Source organism: Paenibacillus canaveralius, assembly GCF_047238265.1.
GTDB lineage: Bacteria > Bacillota > Bacilli > Paenibacillales > NBRC-103111 > Paenibacillus_F.
Genome location: NZ_JBDFMM010000001.1, coordinates 5,495,880 through 5,512,509, shown reverse-complemented (window position 1 = coordinate 5,512,509; position 16,630 = coordinate 5,495,880). Strand labels below are relative to the sequence as shown.

Here is a 16,630-nt window from a genome sequence, read left to right as displayed (position 1 = left end):
GGCAACTATCGCCCTCAGGAACCCGTCACCCGCCAGGAAATGGCGGCCATGCTGATGCGTGCCGCCAAGCTCTCTCCCGAAGGGACCGGCTTGTCCGGTTTGCCTGCAGATTGGGATAAGACCGCCCCGTGGGCGCAATCCTACGTCCGGGCCAGTCTGGAGCAAGGTTCCATGAAGCTCGCCGGAGGCTCCTTTCTCCCGGCGGGCACCGTCTCCCGCGGCGAAGCGGCTGAAATGCTGCTGGCTACCTTTTTTTCCGTCGAACATGACATGATCCTCCAGGAAATCAGAGATTCCCGCCACATTAAATTGAACGGTGTCGTATACGAACTGTCCGAAGAGACGGCGGCCCTTTTTACGGAGAAGAACAAGGCGGTACTTTCTAATGCCAAGCTGAAATTCCATGCGGACGGGCGTAAAATCGACGAGATCCGTTCACTTGAACTGCGCGAATCCGGAAGTCCGGCGGGGGAAGGGGAAGAGGAATTTTCCCGCAATCTGGTGCTGGACGGAAACGGGGCTGTTCTGAACGGGGATCTGATCGTATCGAATAACTATTTGTCCGTGACGGGCCTGCAAATCAACGGAGATTTGACCGTTGCGAAGGGGCTGGAAAACGATTTTTACGCAAACGGTATCAAGGTGAAAGGGCATACGAGAGTAGCCGGAGGAGACGACAATACGGTCGTTTTTGAAAATTCCGAGCTGAACGGCGTGACGGTTCTTAAAGAAAACGTGCGGATTGTGGCATCGGGTAAAACCGTTGTCGGGCAAATGGACATCCGGTCTTCGGCCCAGTTGGAAGTCGGCGTGGAAGCCCGGGTGCCGGAGCTTACCCTTTCGGACGGTTCGGCCAAGGTGGATCTTCACGGATCGCTCGGACAGGTTACGGTACAAAGCTCGCAGGCTGCGCAGATTACAGGAAGCGCATCGATCAGGCAGTTGAACGTGACGGGTTCCGCATCCGTAAGCATCGCCGGCACGGGAACGATCGACCGGCTACAGGTGTCGAATGCGGCCTCACAAGTGGTGGTCGGAGCGTCGGCCCAAGTGACGACGGTTTCGCTGGGTCAGGGTGTGCCTGACTCGGCCGTTACGAGAAGCCAGGCTCCTTCCGGCGGCACAGGGGGCTCCTCCTCTTCGGGTTCGTCCAACGGCGCACCGGTCCAAGTGACTCCGTTCGCCGACTATATCTTCATGGAGAGAGGCACGGGAACCTCGATCGACCTGTCGGCATTCTTTACGGATCCTGACGGAGACACCCTGAAAATTTCGGCCATCTCCAGCAGCAACAGGGTCGTTACGGTGTCAACGAGCGGCAGTACGGCAACTTTGACGCCGGCGGCAAGCGGGACCGCAACGATTCGGGTTTCCGTCGACGATCAGCACGGCAATAAAATCAGCGGTTCCGTCAAGGTTACCGTTTATGCGCTGCCGGCTGCCCGGACCATTCCCGATCAGCTCGTCCAGTTGAACGGAACCGCCGGTGCTGTAAAGCTGAGCGATTATTTCAGCGACAAAGCGCTGCGGAATCTGACGTATACCGCTTCCTCGACAGATCCGGCCATCGCGGATGTGCCGGTAAACGGGGACGGGCTGACGCTGACTCCTCTCCGTTCCGGGCACACGTCAGTCACCGTGAGGGCCCAGAACGATATCGTGGCGTTTGACGGAACGCGAGGCGAAGCGTCGGTTACGTTCAGGCTCACGGTAAATACGCCTCCGGGGGCATCGCAAAATCCGGCCGACGTGTACCTGGCTCCGGGAGCCGTGAGTTCGTCTCTCGATCTTTCGCGGCTGTTCACAGATGGAGATGGAGACGCGCTCACTTACGAGGCGGAACCGGGCGATCCGGCCATTGCCGCAGCAAGTGTCCAGTCCGGCCTGCTGACCATCCGGGCCGGCCAGCCCGGCACAACGGTGATCAAGCTGCGGGCGAAGGACGGTAAAGGCGGAGAAGGGACAGCGGATCTGACCGTTCACGTCAGCCCCTACAACCAGTCTCCCGTTGTGAGCCGGCAGCCTGCCGACAAATTGCTTGCCGTAGGGCAGACGGATACCGCTCTGGACCTGGCGCAAGTATTTGACGATCCGGATCAGGATGCGCTTGTTTACGAATATACCGTATCGGATCCTTCTGTCATTGGGGCGGTCCGCCAGGGCGATTCCCTGCTGCTGACGGCGCTCCAGGGCGGGCAGGCGGTGATTAAGCTGACGGCCAAGGACGGCAAGGGCGGAGAGGTGAGCGCTTCTTTCACCGTATCCGTTAACCGTGCTCCGGCGGCTGTCCGGAATCCGGACGATGTGTACCTCGTTGCGGGCAGAGCGGACGGCGAACTGGATCTTTCGCAGCTGTTTACGGATGGAGATCAGGACCCTCTGGCCTATGAAGTCCAGTCATCGGTTCCGGGCACGGCGTCCTGGGAGGTAGCCGGGCAGAAGCTGAAGCTGCACGCCCTTCAGGTCGGCACGTCCGCCTTCCGGGTCACGGCCAAAGACGGACGGGGCGGCGAGGCCTCAGTGACTTTTAACGTCAACGTGCGTATGCCGAATATGCTGGGCACGATCCCGGATCAGACGGTGGAGCTCGGAACGCCTAAACTGCTGGATCTGACCGCCCTTCTGGCAGGCTTCGATTCCGCTGCTACGGTAACCGCCAGCACATACGATACTTCCGTTGCGACGGTTCTGTTGTCGGACAGAAAACTGACCATGACACCGGTTAGCGAAGGGACGGCTACGGTTACCCTAAGCGTCTATCACCCGATCGAAGGCGATCAGAGCACGCAATTCGCCATCCGTGTCGTCCAGCGTATGAACAGCGCGCCGACGGTGGCGAAAACCATTCCCGATCAGCTCCTTACACCGGGCGTTACGAACGTGCGGACGTTCGATCTCGCTTCGTACTTCGCGGACGCGGAAGGAGATGCGCTGTCGTACACGGTGTCGGGCTTTTCTCCGGCCGTCGTTTCGGCTGCCGTATCGGGCAGCATCTTGACGCTGAACCCGGGCATGGGAAGCGCGGACGGACAGGTGACGGTTACGGCGGACGACGGTAAGGGCGGGACCGCCGAGCTGCGGATCAACGTGCGCACGGCTCAGCTCGTAAACAGCGAAATCGTTACGGTACGGACCAAACAGGGCATAAGGGACCCGCTCATTTACGGGTTGGCCGAGCTGTTTCCGGGCGAGAACTCGTTCCGCGTTTATAAAGGCACGGCAGATATGATTGTCGGCGGCCCGACCACTTTTAACGGGACGCAAATCATGCTGGGCAGCGAAACCCCTTATATGTGGGTAATCGGCGCTCAAGGCAAAGCGGCCGTATTCCGGGTCGTTACCGAAGCGCAGGGCGCCCCTCAAATCTTCTTCTCGGAATATTTGGACGCGGGGAACGGGGAGGTCGCGGTCGAACTCTTTTACAGCGGGGATATGGATCCAAGCAAGAAACCGACCGGGTATACGCTTGAAGTGCATCAATATATGAAGAAAACCGGAAAAATGAACGTGGTCAGCAAGCCGCTTCTTGATCAGGGACCGGGCAAGCCGCTCATTACTCCTTACATCTTTATTGACACTACTTTCTACTCTTACTTTGATAAAACGACGGCTGCCTATTATAACGACGACGAAATCAGATTTTACAATCCCACTGAATTAAATACGGTGGCTCTGGTATTGAAAAAAGACGGCCAGGTCGTCGATGTGCTCGGAGACCCGGCTTCGACGGCGCAGTTCCTGCCTAGCGGAGGAACGCTCGTAAGAAAATCCGGCGTTTCTACCGGATCAAAGCAGTTTTCCAAGTACGGGGAATGGAACGTGTATCCGATAGGGTCGTACCAGTTCATGGGTCGGCACACTCCGTAAAAACGAAAAGGACTTTGGAGGCGAATGCGCTCCAAAGTCCTTTTTGCGCTGCGGTGACCCCGATCTAGCGCTCCAGCTTGGTAACCCGCTGCTCCAGCCGATCCAGCCGCTGATCAAGCCGGTTGACTTCCCGCGTGAGTCTGCCCAGCTCCCGGTTAAGCTGGTTGAATTCACGTTCCAGCCGGTTTACGCGCTGCTCCAGGTTTCCGAAGCCGGGTCCTGGCCCCGGTCCCGGTCCTGGTGCAGGCCCCGGCCCTGGACCCGGGCCAGGCCAAGGTCCTGGACCAGGCACCGGTCCCGGAGCGGGAATATAGAGCGTCTGCCCCACATAGACATAAGGGGTGGACAAGTTGTTGGCACGGAGCAGAGCTTCCACCGTGGTGTTGTAGCGGTTAGCGATCAGATACAGCGTGTCGCCGGGCTGCACGACATAAGTAATCATATACGTTCCTCCCATGGTCGGAGTCAGGATAGTAACTGACGTATTGTATGTGCCGGCTGGGCATTCGGTGCGGGACGTGAGCCTGGAGAGAGATGTTTTGACATGAAAAAATTCCATTGCCGACCCCGGAGGAATGTGCTAGATTTGAAGCGGAATATACATATTGCCAAATTTTTCATGGGGAATGGGGTCAACCAATGCTAAACCGTAATACCTTCCGGCTGTGCGGAATTATGCTGGCGATCATGCTGGCGGCCGCTTCCGGCTTCGGATTCGGCACGCCTGTGCGGGCTGCGGCCGATTCGGACGAGCTGCCGCAAATTATCGCGCGCACATCGCCTTCCGTAGTGGCCATCATCGGCAAGCCGACCGGCGGCAAGACCGATAAAGGCACAGATAAAGACCGCTACGATCTGGCGCACGGCACGGGAGTGATCATTAAATCGAACGGAGTCATCGTGACGAACGCGCATGTCGTGAAGAGCATGAGCAACCTCGTCATCGTGACATCCGACGGCAAGTCTCATACCGGCAAAGTGACCAATCTGGACGAACAGAGCGATCTGGCTCTGGTCAAGATCGAAGCGTCCGGCCTTCAGACGGCTTCGTTCGCCGATCCGAAAAGCCTTCGCGTCGGTGAGACCGTCGTCGCGATCGGTACGCCGGTTTCGTTCGCGCTGCGCAACTCCGTAACCGTGGGGATCGTGAGCGGCATCGACCGCTCGGTGAACGATCAATACCGGCTTATCCAGACGGATGCGGCGATCAACCCGGGCAACAGCGGGGGCGCTCTCGTGAACATGAAGGGCGAAGTGGTCGGCATCAATACGCTTAAATATTCGGAGTACGGAGTCGACAATCTCGGGTTTGCCATTCCCGTGGACACCGTAGACTACGTGCTCAAACATTTCGAAGCTTACGGCAAAGTGAAGCGCCCGTTTCTGGGGCTGAAACTGGAAGAAAGCTGGGAAGCGGCCGTGGGCCTTCCTTCCGATGACGGCCTGACGGTTTCGCGTGTCGAACCGGGCTCGCCGGCCGAAAAGGCGGGTATCGAAGAGGGAGACACCCTGGTATCTATCGGTGACAAGGCGGTAGACACGACTGTCCAATACAACGAAGTTCTGAAGCAGTACTTGCCCGGACAGAGCGTAAAGCTGATCATGCAGGCGGGAGGCAAGACGGTAACCCGTGAGGTCGTGCTGGGTGAAGAGAAGTCCGAGGATACCCGTCAGACCGATAATACCGATAACACGGGACTGAATACGGACCGGGGTAAGACGAAAATCGGAGACAGCAGCCTGGGCTGGTCGATGAAATATCCGAGCGGGCTGATCAAACAGTCCCAGAGCGCGGACGGTACGGAAGTCCGGTTTGCCGACGCCAAAGGCGACTTCACGCTCTCCGTCTCCGTCGAAGACCAGGATGACGAGCTTTCGCCCGCCATGCTGCTTAAAACCGCTGCGGAGCTGAAAATGGGCACGATTCTGGAGAAGCAGTATGTAAAGAGCGGCCCGCAGCCTTACGCCAAAGTAACCGGCAAGCTGGGAGGCATGGTTTACCAGATCCGGCTTTATCAGGACCATGACAAGCTGTACGGGCTGACCTTGACTTACAGCGAGGACAAAGAAAACGGCACGAAAGCGGGGCCGAACAGCTACGGCGATCTGCTCGACAGCTTCCGGACCGCTTTCGACCGTCAAGATGCCAAGCTCAAGGACATTGCCAAGACGAAAAGCGGCGGCGGAGAGGAAATATCGAACGAGTACGGGCTTACCTTTGCTCTGCCCGACAAATGGAACGAGTCCCCTTACCGGACCGATATCCAGTATTCGAACGACAGCATGACCCAAGGCATCTCCATCGAAGTGACTTCCCAGGCACAGGGAGATACGCTCGATGCCTGGGTGAAACGGGACAAAACGGCTTTCGAAGAAACTTTCGTGCCTTCTTTCAGGGAAACTTCGGAAATAAAACAGGGAACACTGGACGGTACGGAGTCGCGGGAGGTCACGTTTTCTTCGACGATGGGCGACAAGTGGGGAAGTATCCACCATGTTTACCTGGTGAAAGAAGGATACAAATACAAGTTTTCGATTCATTACCCGAAAGAACTGAAGGCCGGTGAAGCAGATAAGCTTCTAGGAACCGTAATCTCATCCATTCGTCTGGATGTTAAAAAAATGGACGCCGGCGTAGGCTTCATTCAGGACGAGCAGGAAATGCTGGATAAGAACCGTACGATCCGGTACGCCGATGAGGACTACGGATATTCCGTGAAAATACCGGAAACGTGGACCCGCGAATACGGGGAAGACTACGGGTACCCGGAGTTTGAGAAGGGCGGCGCTTCTCTATTTAGCTTCACCGGCGGTTACTTTGCCGTAGGCGTGGAGGAAGGGGAAGATTGGCAGGAGAAGGCCGTGGAAATAAACGCCGGCCACGAGGAAAGCGCCGAGGCCGATGCGGATTACAAGGTCAAAGCGGAGGATGTCAGCCTGCTGGGAACGACAGCCCGCAAATTTACCGTTCATTACTCGGTGAAGAAAGTCGGCTACGAGGAAACCGAGTATGTGCTTTCGAGAAACGGGAAGGTCTACGTAATCACGGCGAGGCTGAACGACGCGGTGCATACCGAGGCCAACGCGGAGCGTTTGAATAAGGCGGTCCGTTCGATGGTTTTCGGAAAATAGTCGGATTTGTGTGACGGGAACGATTGCATGTCCATCCGGCATCTCTTACAATGGGCATAACAGGAACAGACGGCCGGGAGACGCGTTCTCCTGACCGTCTGTTTTCGTAACCGGAAGAGGAGAGGACACAGCAGATGCGTACATTAGGAGCAATTGAAGCAGGCGGAACCAAGTTTGTCTGTGCGATAGGCAATGAGGACGGAACGGTACTGGAGCGGGCAAGTTTCCCGACGACCACGCCGGAAGAGACAATGGGCAGCGTCCGTGCGTTCTTCGAGGGCAAAGGGATCGAGGCGCTCGGCGTAGGCTCGTTCGGGCCGGTAGATCCGAATAAGAAGAGTCCGACTTACGGCTATATTACAACGACCCCCAAGCCGCATTGGGGTAACTATAACATTTTGGGTGAATTGAAAAAGCATTTCGACGTACCGATGGAATTCGATACGGACGTGAACGGCGCGGCGCTCGGGGAAGCGACCTGGGGAGCGGCCAAGGGGCTGGAGAGCTGCCTCTATATTACGGTGGGAACCGGGATCGGAGCGGGAGCGGTCGTAGGCGGCAAGCTCGTTCACGGGCTCACGCATCCGGAAATGGGCCACATCTTCGTCCGCCGCAATGCGGAAGACGCTTATGAAGGAAAATGTCCGTACCATAAAGACTGCCTGGAAGGACTGGCGGCAGGCCCGGCCATCGAGGCGCGCTGGGGAGTGAAGGGAACCGGGCTGGGCACGGACCACAAGGCTTGGGAACTCGAAGCCGACTACCTGGCCCAGGCGCTGATGAACTACATTCTGATCCTGTCGCCGGAGAAGATCATCATGGGCGGAGGCGTGATGAAACAGCAGCAGCTGTTTCCGCTGATCCACGCCCGCCTGCAGGAGCTTCTGAACGGTTACGTTCAGAAAGAAGAAGTTATGGCGGGGATCGCCGACTACGTCGTGTACCCGCAGCTCGGCGACAACGCCGGAATTTGCGGCGCGCTCGCGCTGGCCGCCCGCGCGCTCGGATCGGAAATCCGATAGCGGATTCGTAAAGACCGTACCCATTCTCCCGATACCGGGGGGATGGGTATTTTTTCTTAGATAAGAATAAGTATAATCGTCCCGGAAATCGTCACGTTTAGGTGTGATAATGATTATCAACTTCATTGACATTGAGCCGGGCGTATCTTACACTAAAGGGAGAATAGGGATAGGGCGTAAAGGGTTTGTACGTATGCCCGTTACTCGCAAAAGGGGTTTGCCGATTTTGCCTCTAAGAACGAACACATTCAAAACCATAGGACTTCTGGCCGGTGCCGCTTTGCTTATACTCGCTATGGGATGCAGCATCGTTTACGGATATACGGGCACAAGCTGGCATACCGCCTGGGATGCCTACCGTGCTTTCAACGGCTCCAACGAGCATCTGATCATCCGCGAAGCGCGGATGCCCAGGGCGCTGATTGCGGCCGCCGTGGGTTCGAGCCTCGCCATTGCGGGTGTGCTCATGCAGGCGCTTACGAAGAATCCGCTCGCTTCGCCGGGGCTTCTCGGCATTAATGCGGGCGCGGGCCTGCTCATCGTGATCGCGATGTCGCTGCTGTCGGTCAGCTCGCTGTCCACGCTGGCGTGGATCGCTTTTCTGGGCGCGGCAATCGCGTCGGCGGTCGTGTACATGCTCGGCTCCGTCGGACGCGAAGGGCTTACGCCCATGAAGCTGACGCTTGCGGGCGCGGCGGTCGCCGCCTTGGCGAACTCGCTGACGCAGGGCGTGCTGCTCTCCAACGAGACGCGCATCCAGGACGTTCTGTACTGGCTGGCCGGGTCGGTCGAGGGGCGCAAGCTGGACATTTTGCTCCCGGTGCTGCCTTATCTTGGAGCGGCCTGGATCGCCGCGCTGCTGCTGTCGAGCCAGATCAACGTCCTGATGATGGGCGACGACGTGGCTGTCGGGCTGGGCCAGCGAACGGTTTACATCAAGCTGATCGCGGCCGTCGTCGTCGTTTTCCTGGCGGGAGGCTCCGTCGCCGTGGCGGGCCCGATCGGATTCGTCGGCATTATCGTGCCGCATCTCGTCCGGTCGCTCGTCGGCTTCGATCACCGCTGGGTCATCCCGTATGCGGGAATCTGCGGGGCGCTGCTGCTGGTGGCGGCCGATACGCTGTCGCGTTTCATCATCATGCCGCAGGAAGTGCCGGTCGGTGTGATGACGGCCTTTATCGGAACGCCGTTTTTCGTCTATATCGCGCGGAGGGGGTTTAAGACTTCCTCATGAGCCGTTACAAACATATTCGTCTAAAATGGCCGTCCGTTTCATTCGTACTGGATAAACGGGCCCTGCTCGTCACCGCGGTTCTCGCGGTGCTGCTCTTCCTCCTCATGCTCGTCTCGACGGGCACGGGAGAGATCAAAATCAGCCCGCTGCAGGTGCTCCGCACGCTGTTCGGGACAGGAACGCCGCAGGATGAGCTCGTCATCCGCACGTTCCGGCTGCCGCGGGTTCTCGTGGCGGTTATGGTAGGTGCGGCTCTGTCTATGGCCGGAGCGATCCTGCAGGGCGTCAGCCGCAATCCGCTGGCGTCCCCGGATATTATCGGCATCACCGACGGTGCCGGCGTGTTCGTCGTCGCCTTCATCGTGATGACGACCGGCACGAGCAGCACGTTCCTTTCCCAGGCCCAGTGGCTGCCGCTTGCGGCCTTCGTCGGCGCCTCGCTGACGGCGCTGGTCATCATGGCCCTGGCCTGGAAGAACGGGCTGCCGCCGGTAAGGCTCGTGCTGATCGGCATCGGAATCGCGGCTTCACTGTCCGCGGTGAACACGATGCTGATCCTGCTAGCTCCGCCGGTGCTGACCACCCAGGCCGTCACCTGGAAGGTGGGAAGCGTGTACGGCTCGAACTGGAGCCATGTCGGAGCGCTGGCCTTATGGCTGGCCGTGCTGATTCCGATTCTCGCTTATATGGCGCGCAGCCTCAACGTGCAGGCCTTGGGCGATTCGGTCGCCACCAGCGTGGGCAGCCGGGTGAACCGCCAGCGCGTCGTGCTGATTCTGCTCAGCACCGCCCTTGCCGGTTCGGCCGTAGCCTTCGGCGGGGGCATCACCTTCGTCGGGCTGATCGCGCCGCATATGGCGCGGCGGCTTGTCGGAAGCGCGTACGGCGCTTTGCTGCCCGCATCGGGGCTGTTCGGCGCTCTGGTCGTGCTGGTATCCGATTATATCGGCCGCACGGCGTTTCCGCCGCACGATTATCCGGCGGGGATATTTACCGCCTGCGTCGGCGCCCCGTACTTTATTTATTTGCTGTATAAATCCCGGAACACGTAAAAGAACGAGCCGGTATATAGATAGTAAGACGCTGCGCCCGGAGACGGCCTGCCGTCATCCGCATGGGCGGCGGACAGCCCTTTCGTGCGGAAGCTAACAAGCGCCTGCTGCCGTACGAAACGTTTAGACGCCTCTCGTCATCTGGATGAACACCACTTTTTCTTGGCAAAGGAGATTGAGCGTATGTATGGGATCGAAACCAAGTCGCTGACGCTTTCTTACAATCAAACGGATATTATCGAGGATCTCGATCTGGAGATTCCGAAAGGTCAGATTACCGTCTTGATCGGCTGCAACGGCTGCGGTAAATCGACGCTGCTGCGCTCCATGGCCCGGCTGATGAAGCCGAAGAACGGAGCCGTGCTGCTGAACGGACAGGAGATCGCGAAGCAGTCCACCAAGGAAGTGGCCCGTCAGATGGCGATTCTGCCGCAGGGTCCTACCGCTCCCGAAGGAATGACTGTCTTCGAGCTCGTGAAACAGGGCCGCTACCCGCACCAGAACTGGCTTAAACAGTGGACCCGGGAAGACGAGGCTGCGGTAACGAAAGCGCTGGAAGCGACGGGCATGGCTCCGCTGGCCGAGCGCCAGGTGGATTCGCTGTCGGGCGGGCAGAGACAGCGGGCCTGGATCGCCATGACGCTCGCGCAGGGAACCAATACGATCCTGCTCGACGAGCCGACGACGTATCTCGACATGACGCATCAGATCGAAATTCTCGATCTTCTGTGGGAGCTGAACGAGAAGGAGAACACGACGATTGTCATGGTTCTCCACGATCTGAACCTGGCCTGCCGGTACGCGCACCATATCGTCGCAATTTGCGACAAGAAGGTCTATGCCGCGGGCAAGCCTGAGGAAGTCGTGACGGAGGAACTGGTCCGCCATGTGTTCGGCCTGAACTGCCGTCTGGTCCGCGATCCTATTTTCGGAACGCCTACGTGTGTGCCTTTCGGTAAAGGGCGCAGACTTCCGGGCTGTGAGGAAATGGTGAATTACGTGAACGCCAAAACCGCGACGTCCCCGGAATCGCCTTTGTCCGATCCGGCGCCTTTGCCGGTTTAACCGAATAGATCGCGACGCGGCGGCCCCTTGCGGGCGGCCGTTTTTTATTGCGTGACGTAGTCCTCAAGAACTTATATTGTTTTATTGAACATAGGTCAATAATAACTGGACACGCCCTCTCCTTTCCGATAGAATAAACCTCTGTTTATATACAGACTTATATATAGACCGTTAAAATCCTAGACTAATACAAGCGGGTGACAGCATTGAGCAAACAAGATTTAAACGGGGGAACTTCAGGACCGGCAGCCGGTGAAAAGAGCGGGGAGCGCTTCTCTTCTCTCGGTTTCATCATGTCGGCGATCGGGAGTGCGATCGGTCTCGGCAACCTTTGGAAATTTCCGTATATAACGGGGATATATGGAGGAGCGGCTTTTGTGCTCCTGTTCATCATCTGTCTTATCATCGTCGGTATGCCGGTCTTGCTGGCCGAAATGGCGATAGGACGGGCGGGACGGGGGAACGCTTCCACCTCTTTTCTTAATTTGTCGGGTTCCAAACGCTGGAGCTTCTTCGGTTTTCTCGGAGTGTTCGGTTCCTTTATGATCACGTCCTTCTATTCCGTTATTGCGGGCTGGACGCTGCATTACGCGCTTAGTTCCTTTACGGGAGCCTTGTACAAAGGAACGGATTATGCCGTTCAGTTTCAAACCTTCACGTCCGGCTACAGCCCGATTGCGTGGCAGTTCCTCATCCTGGGATTGTCCGGCTGGGTCATTGCGCGCGGAGTATCCGGCGGTATCGAAAAATTCAACAAGGTGCTCATACCCGCGCTTGCGGTTGTGCTGCTCATTCTGATGGCACGCGCCATGACGCTTCCGGGAGCCGGAGCGGGCATCGAATTTTTCCTGAAGCCGGATTTCAGCAAACTGACGGGTGAATCCGCACTCGTTGCCCTCGGGCAGGCCTTCTTCTCGATGTCGATCGGGATGGGTGTCATGATCACGTACGGCTCTTACGTGCAGAAAGAGCAGTCTCTCGGCAAGGCGACCGTAGCGGTTACGGGCGGCAATCTGCTGTACGCCCTTATCGCGGGTCTCATCGTCTTCCCGACGACATTCTCCTTCGGACTGGAGCCGGCTCAAGGGCCCGGACTTGTGTTCGTCGTGCTGCCCGCGGCATTCTCTTCGATGCCTCTGGGCGCGGCCTTCGGCGGACTGTTCTTCGTCCTGCTGGCAATTGCTGCCTTCACCTCGATCCTGTCGCTGCTGGAAGTGCCGGTGGCCTTCGCGATGGACCGCTGGAAATGGTCCCGGCTCAAGGCGACGTCCTGGACGACCGCGGTTTGTTTTATCGTCGGAGTGCCGTCCGCCTTGTCTGTCGGCGGTGTTCTGAGCGGCTTTAAAATCGGCGGCAAGACGGTGTTCGATACCTTGGACTTCGTCACTTCCAACGTCCTGCTTCCTGTCGGCGGACTGGTCGTTACGCTCTTTATCGCGTACGCCTCGAAACGCGCCATGGAAGAAGCCGGTCTCAAAGGCACGCTGCTGAGTGTATGGACGTTCCTGCTCCGCATCGTGATTCCGCCGCTGATCGTCCTTATTTTCCTGTACTCGGTCGGAATCATTTCTTAGTCCGCAGACTGCCTGCGAGCATAAACACCGCAGGGTTGCCTCATCCTATAGGAGTCTGAAATTCCTATCGAGATGAGGAGGCTTCAATCATGACCGAGCGCGATTCCAGTCTGCAGTCGCAAAACCCGATTTCCCAGGCGCAAAATTCCCTGGAAAAGGTTCACAACGCCGTCTCTCAAGCGCTGTCCCACCCGACGGCCAAGCTTGAAGAGCAGGCGAATCAGGCCATTCGCCATGCCGAACGCGCCGTCGAAGACGCTTCGCTGAGTCATAATCAGCCTGCATTCGAGGAAGTTCAAACCGGCCTGCGGCAGGAGATCGAAGACCTGCATAACGGTACGCGTTCCTGAAGTTTTCCTGCCCCGGCAGGTTCAGGCGGCTCCTTTCCCTTCAGCCCAGGCTGCTGGGGATGGGGCCTTTTTTTGTGCTTTAACGGGGACAGCGAAACCTTGCAGGCCGTTCTTCCCGTGCCGGATTTTAGTTCGTCCGTTCTTTTGTGCTATGATAAATAAGAAGTAAGCAGACATGATATGCCTTTTAAACCTATATGGATAATGCAAAATGATGGAGGTTAGTCAACATGCCGAAACAATTAAACGATACAACCGTTCTGAATAACGATGTCCGGATGCCTTGGTTCGGGCTTGGGGTGTGGAAAGCCGCGGAAGGCGGAGATGTCGAGCGCGCTGTGCGCACCGCCATCGAAGTGGGTTACCGCAGCATCGACACGGCGGCAGTTTACGGGAACGAAGCGGGCGTGGGCCAGGCGATCAGAGACAGCGGCGCCAAGCGTGAGGACCTCTTTATCACCACAAAGGTGTGGAACGCCAATCAAGGCTATGAAACGACCCTTCAGGCTTTCGAAGAAAGCCGCGGCAAGCTTGGTCTGGATTACATAGATCTGTATCTCATTCACTGGCCGGTTAAGGGCAAGTACAAGGAAACATGGAAAGCGCTGGAGAAGCTGTACCGTGACGGAAGCGTGCGTGCTATCGGCGTGAGCAACTTCCATGTTCATCATCTGGAGGATCTCCTGAAAGACAGCGAGATCGTTCCGGCCGTGAACCAGGTGGAATTCCACCCGCGCTTGACGCAGCAGCCTCTCCGGGATTTCTGCCGCAAGAACGGTATCCAACTGGAGGCGTGGAGCCCGCTTATGCAGGGCCAGCTGCTGGATAACCCGGTGCTGATCGAGATCGGCGAGAAATACGGCAAAAGCCCGGCTCAGACCGTGCTGCGCTGGGACGTCCAAAGCGGGATCGTCACCATTCCGAAGTCCATCACGCCCGAGCGTATCGCGCAAAACGCCGATATTTTCGACTTCGAGCTTACGGCTGAGGAGATCAAGCGTATCGATGCTTTGAATCTGGATCAGCGTGTGGGTCCGGATCCGGACAATTTCGACTTTTAAATTGGGAGTAAGATTAAGCTGCCTTGGCTATCCGCCGGGGCGGCTTTTTTTGTGTAGGAAGAATACTAATATCAAGATTTAAAAGGGCTATCCCAGTCATTAACAAATAAACAAATTAGCTGCTTTTTTGCTCTTTCTACACGTTTACTCAGAACTGTCTCTGAAATATTTAATTTTCCCGCTATTACTTTATAAGGCATTTCATCCAAGTAGCGCATTTTAATTAAAATTCGATATTCGTCTCGAAGTTCATTTATATTCTTTAATAGGCATGCGTCTCTTAATAAAATTTCTACGGATTCCTCAGTAGACTGGCTGCGAAGGTTATTTATTAATTTATCGTGACGCAGCGAATAATCATATTTTTTATTTTTCCTTATTATGTCGTATGCGGAATTACGGGCGACTTGTCTAATCCAAGACTTAATATTATCATCATGTTTTAAATTAGGTCCATGTTCAAGAACTTTTATTAGTGTATCGTGTGCTGCATCTTCTGCTAAAGAACAGTCTTTTAAAATTAATATTGCACTTTGATACGCTAATTGATAGAAAGTGGTAATTATTAGTTTTTGGTACTCGGGATTTAGATTTCTGAGATTCAAGGGAAATATCGAATACTCTAGTATGTTCAAAATAACCTCCTCCATATTTTTTGGATAACAATGTCATAATGTAGGTTCTTAACACGTTATGTATAAGACAAAGTTGGGTGTAATTACCAAATAGTAAATACATTGTATATCTTATTACAATGAAAGTAAAATTTGGGTTTATATTCATGGAGAAATTTTATTTAAACTTTGTCAAAACATAAAGGGAGAGATTAAATTGAAAAAGAGCGGATCACTGGTTTTAGCATTAACGTTAGCTTTTGGTGTTTTTTCATCTGTAACTTCAGCAAAGGTAGATGACGGTTCAACGGAGGTAGAGATAACTGTTCATAAATTTTATAAATCAATAAAAAATTATAGTGATTATGATACTTATTTAGCGGTTTCGAAAGACTTGCGCTATAGTGAAGAGGGGAGAAAACAAATCGCCGGCAGTACTTTTTCAAATCCTAAAAATGCGAACACTCTTATTGATTATAAGATCGAAAAATTAAGCAAGGTTTCTGAGAGTGAGTATAGAGCCCTTGTTTCTCAAAAATTTAGTTCTACGGGTCAAGTTCCAGCTTATGAAGTTCCTGTTATCAAAGAAAATGGAAAATGGTATTTAATAATTGAACCTATTGATTTCATTAAGAATAATGATATACAAAATAAAAATTCCCTTTCCGCTAACAGTTCAGCAAAAGAAATTATTGCTAAAGATGATTTAGTGACAGTAGTAAAACACAAAGGTGAAGTAGTGAAAAGTGATAGTAGTAATAATTCGGTAATTAGCCCGATGGCTTCCGGAGTACTTTATTATGAGGCTAAACCTATTAACGGAAGTGGTTATAAGCCCGGTACTACAACTTTTTCGGTAGCATACAATAGTGGAACTTTTGTGAAAGGCTGGCAATTGTCCCGTGATTCAAGCGTTAAAGCATGGATTGGTTATTATTTAAAAGAATATAGTCCATCTGGGAACACTCCAGTGAGTAATATAACTATTTGGGGAGATTATAAACAGACTGCAGATTGGTATAATGTTAATTTTAACAACGTTCCAACAAGCAAACCTCTTGTTTTAGATTTAGAAAACCTTACTGGTTACAGCACAGATTTGGCCGGAAATGTATATAATTAAAGATGAAAAGCAAAGCAGGCGCTTGTTTAATGCGCCTGCTTTGCTTTTCATCATTCTTTGGGCATAACGCATAAAAAAAGTTGACTAATATCGACTACAAGTGTAGTCTGTATATGACTACACTTGTAGTCGATATTAAAGTGAAAGGATTTGAACTATGAATCCAAACTTACGAATTTCCGATGCAGAGTGGGAAATAATGAAGGTGCTTTGGTCCGTAAAAAAATCTCTAACAGCAAGTGAAATTATCGAATCGATAAATCATCCAGAGTGGAGTTCAAAAACCGTCAGAACCCTAATTGCACGATTAGTTCAAAAGAATGCAATCAAGGCAGACATGAGTAGTCGCACTTATCAGTATTACGCGCTGTATGAAGAGAAAGATTGCATATTGGCAGAAACTCAATCGTTTTTGCACAAAGTAAGAGGAAATCTTTTTAAGCCTGTAATAGTTGAATTTTTAAACAGACGGTCTTTATCCAAAGAGGATATCGAAGAGTTGAGATCTCTTTTGGATAAAAGGAGTGGCGACTAAT

At 54.4% G+C, this 16,630-nt stretch carries 13 protein-coding genes; 11 read left to right on the top strand and 2 right to left on the bottom strand.

Annotated features, from left to right (window positions below):
- The first annotated feature begins 48 nt into the window (after positions 1-48).
- On the top strand, positions 49-3,867 hold the full coding sequence (locus tag ABC395_RS24960) for an Ig-like domain-containing protein (protein ID WP_413006413.1): 3,819 nt from the start codon (positions 49-51) through the stop codon (positions 3,865-3,867).
- A 64-nt stretch (positions 3,868-3,931) separates the two neighbouring features.
- Here ABC395_RS24960 and ABC395_RS24955 read toward each other — a convergent pair whose 3' ends face one another.
- A complete protein-coding gene (locus ABC395_RS24955) occupies positions 3,932-4,309 on the bottom strand; it encodes a LysM peptidoglycan-binding domain-containing protein (protein WP_413006412.1) in 378 nt (125 codons plus the stop codon).
- 197 nt (positions 4,310-4,506) lie between these two features.
- Here ABC395_RS24955 and ABC395_RS24950 point away from each other — a divergent pair, with 197 nt between their 5' ends.
- From ABC395_RS24950 to ABC395_RS24915, 8 genes are all read left to right on the top strand, one after another.
- A complete protein-coding gene (locus ABC395_RS24950) occupies positions 4,507-6,999 on the top strand; it encodes a S1C family serine protease (RefSeq protein ID WP_413006411.1) in 2,493 nt (830 codons plus the stop codon).
- 134 nt (positions 7,000-7,133) lie between these two features.
- A complete protein-coding gene (locus ABC395_RS24945) occupies positions 7,134-8,021 on the top strand; it encodes an ROK family protein (RefSeq protein WP_413006410.1) in 888 nt (295 codons plus the stop codon).
- Between the two features lie 226 nt (positions 8,022-8,247).
- Positions 8,248-9,255 (top strand): FecCD family ABC transporter permease, encoded by a 1,008-nt coding sequence (locus tag ABC395_RS24940; RefSeq protein ID WP_413006409.1) that lies wholly within the window; start codon positions 8,248-8,250, stop codon positions 9,253-9,255.
- Positions 9,252-10,307 carry a FecCD family ABC transporter permease gene (locus tag ABC395_RS24935; RefSeq protein WP_413006408.1) on the top strand — a complete coding sequence of 352 codons (1,056 nt, stop codon included), beginning with the start codon at positions 9,252-9,254 and terminating at the stop codon, positions 10,305-10,307. Before ABC395_RS24940 ends, ABC395_RS24935 begins: the two co-directional genes overlap by 4 nt.
- Before the next feature lie 183 nt (positions 10,308-10,490).
- On the top strand, positions 10,491-11,372 hold the full coding sequence (locus ABC395_RS24930) for an ABC transporter ATP-binding protein (RefSeq protein ID WP_413006407.1): 882 nt from the start codon (positions 10,491-10,493) through the stop codon (positions 11,370-11,372).
- A gap of 206 nt (positions 11,373-11,578) precedes the next feature.
- A complete protein-coding gene (locus tag ABC395_RS24925) occupies positions 11,579-12,946 on the top strand; it encodes a sodium-dependent transporter (RefSeq protein ID WP_413006406.1) in 1,368 nt (455 codons plus the stop codon).
- Between the two features lie 89 nt (positions 12,947-13,035).
- Complete coding sequence (locus ABC395_RS24920) at positions 13,036-13,296, top strand: hypothetical protein (RefSeq protein WP_413006405.1); 261 nt, start codon at positions 13,036-13,038, stop codon at positions 13,294-13,296.
- A gap of 230 nt (positions 13,297-13,526) precedes the next feature.
- On the top strand, positions 13,527-14,357 hold the full coding sequence (locus ABC395_RS24915; protein WP_413006404.1) for an aldo/keto reductase: 831 nt from the start codon (positions 13,527-13,529) through the stop codon (positions 14,355-14,357).
- A 71-nt stretch (positions 14,358-14,428) separates the two neighbouring features.
- Here the strand turns inward: ABC395_RS24915 and ABC395_RS24910 are convergent, their stop codons facing one another.
- The gene (locus tag ABC395_RS24910; RefSeq protein WP_413006403.1) at positions 14,429-14,992 is read right to left on the bottom strand and encodes an RNA polymerase sigma factor; all 564 of its coding nucleotides are present in this window, start codon (positions 14,990-14,992) and stop codon (positions 14,429-14,431) included.
- A gap of 196 nt (positions 14,993-15,188) precedes the next feature.
- Here ABC395_RS24910 and ABC395_RS24905 point away from each other — a divergent pair, with 196 nt between their 5' ends.
- Positions 15,189-16,094: a hypothetical protein gene (locus ABC395_RS24905; protein WP_413006402.1), complete on the top strand. Its 906-nt coding sequence runs from the start codon at positions 15,189-15,191 to the stop codon at positions 16,092-16,094.
- A 157-nt stretch (positions 16,095-16,251) separates the two neighbouring features.
- Positions 16,252-16,629 (top strand): BlaI/MecI/CopY family transcriptional regulator, encoded by a 378-nt coding sequence (locus ABC395_RS24900; protein ID WP_413006401.1) that lies wholly within the window; start codon positions 16,252-16,254, stop codon positions 16,627-16,629.
- Position 16,630: the final 1 nt, after the last annotated feature.

Coding starts and splice junctions, on each gene's coding strand:
- ABC395_RS24900 (WP_413006401.1), top strand. CDS start 16,252: ATGAATCCAAACTTACGAATTTCCGATGCAGAGTGGGAAATAATGAAG.
- ABC395_RS24955 (WP_413006412.1), bottom strand. CDS start 4,309: ATGATTACTTATGTCGTGCAGCCCGGCGACACGCTGTATCTGATCGCT.
- ABC395_RS24960 (WP_413006413.1), top strand. CDS start 49: ATGCTGATGCGTGCCGCCAAGCTCTCTCCCGAAGGGACCGGCTTGTCC.
- ABC395_RS24935 (WP_413006408.1), top strand. CDS start 9,252: ATGAGCCGTTACAAACATATTCGTCTAAAATGGCCGTCCGTTTCATTC.
- ABC395_RS24950 (WP_413006411.1), top strand. CDS start 4,507: ATGCTAAACCGTAATACCTTCCGGCTGTGCGGAATTATGCTGGCGATC.
- ABC395_RS24920 (WP_413006405.1), top strand. CDS start 13,036: ATGACCGAGCGCGATTCCAGTCTGCAGTCGCAAAACCCGATTTCCCAG.
- ABC395_RS24945 (WP_413006410.1), top strand. CDS start 7,134: ATGCGTACATTAGGAGCAATTGAAGCAGGCGGAACCAAGTTTGTCTGT.
- ABC395_RS24930 (WP_413006407.1), top strand. CDS start 10,491: ATGTATGGGATCGAAACCAAGTCGCTGACGCTTTCTTACAATCAAACG.
- ABC395_RS24915 (WP_413006404.1), top strand. CDS start 13,527: ATGCCGAAACAATTAAACGATACAACCGTTCTGAATAACGATGTCCGG.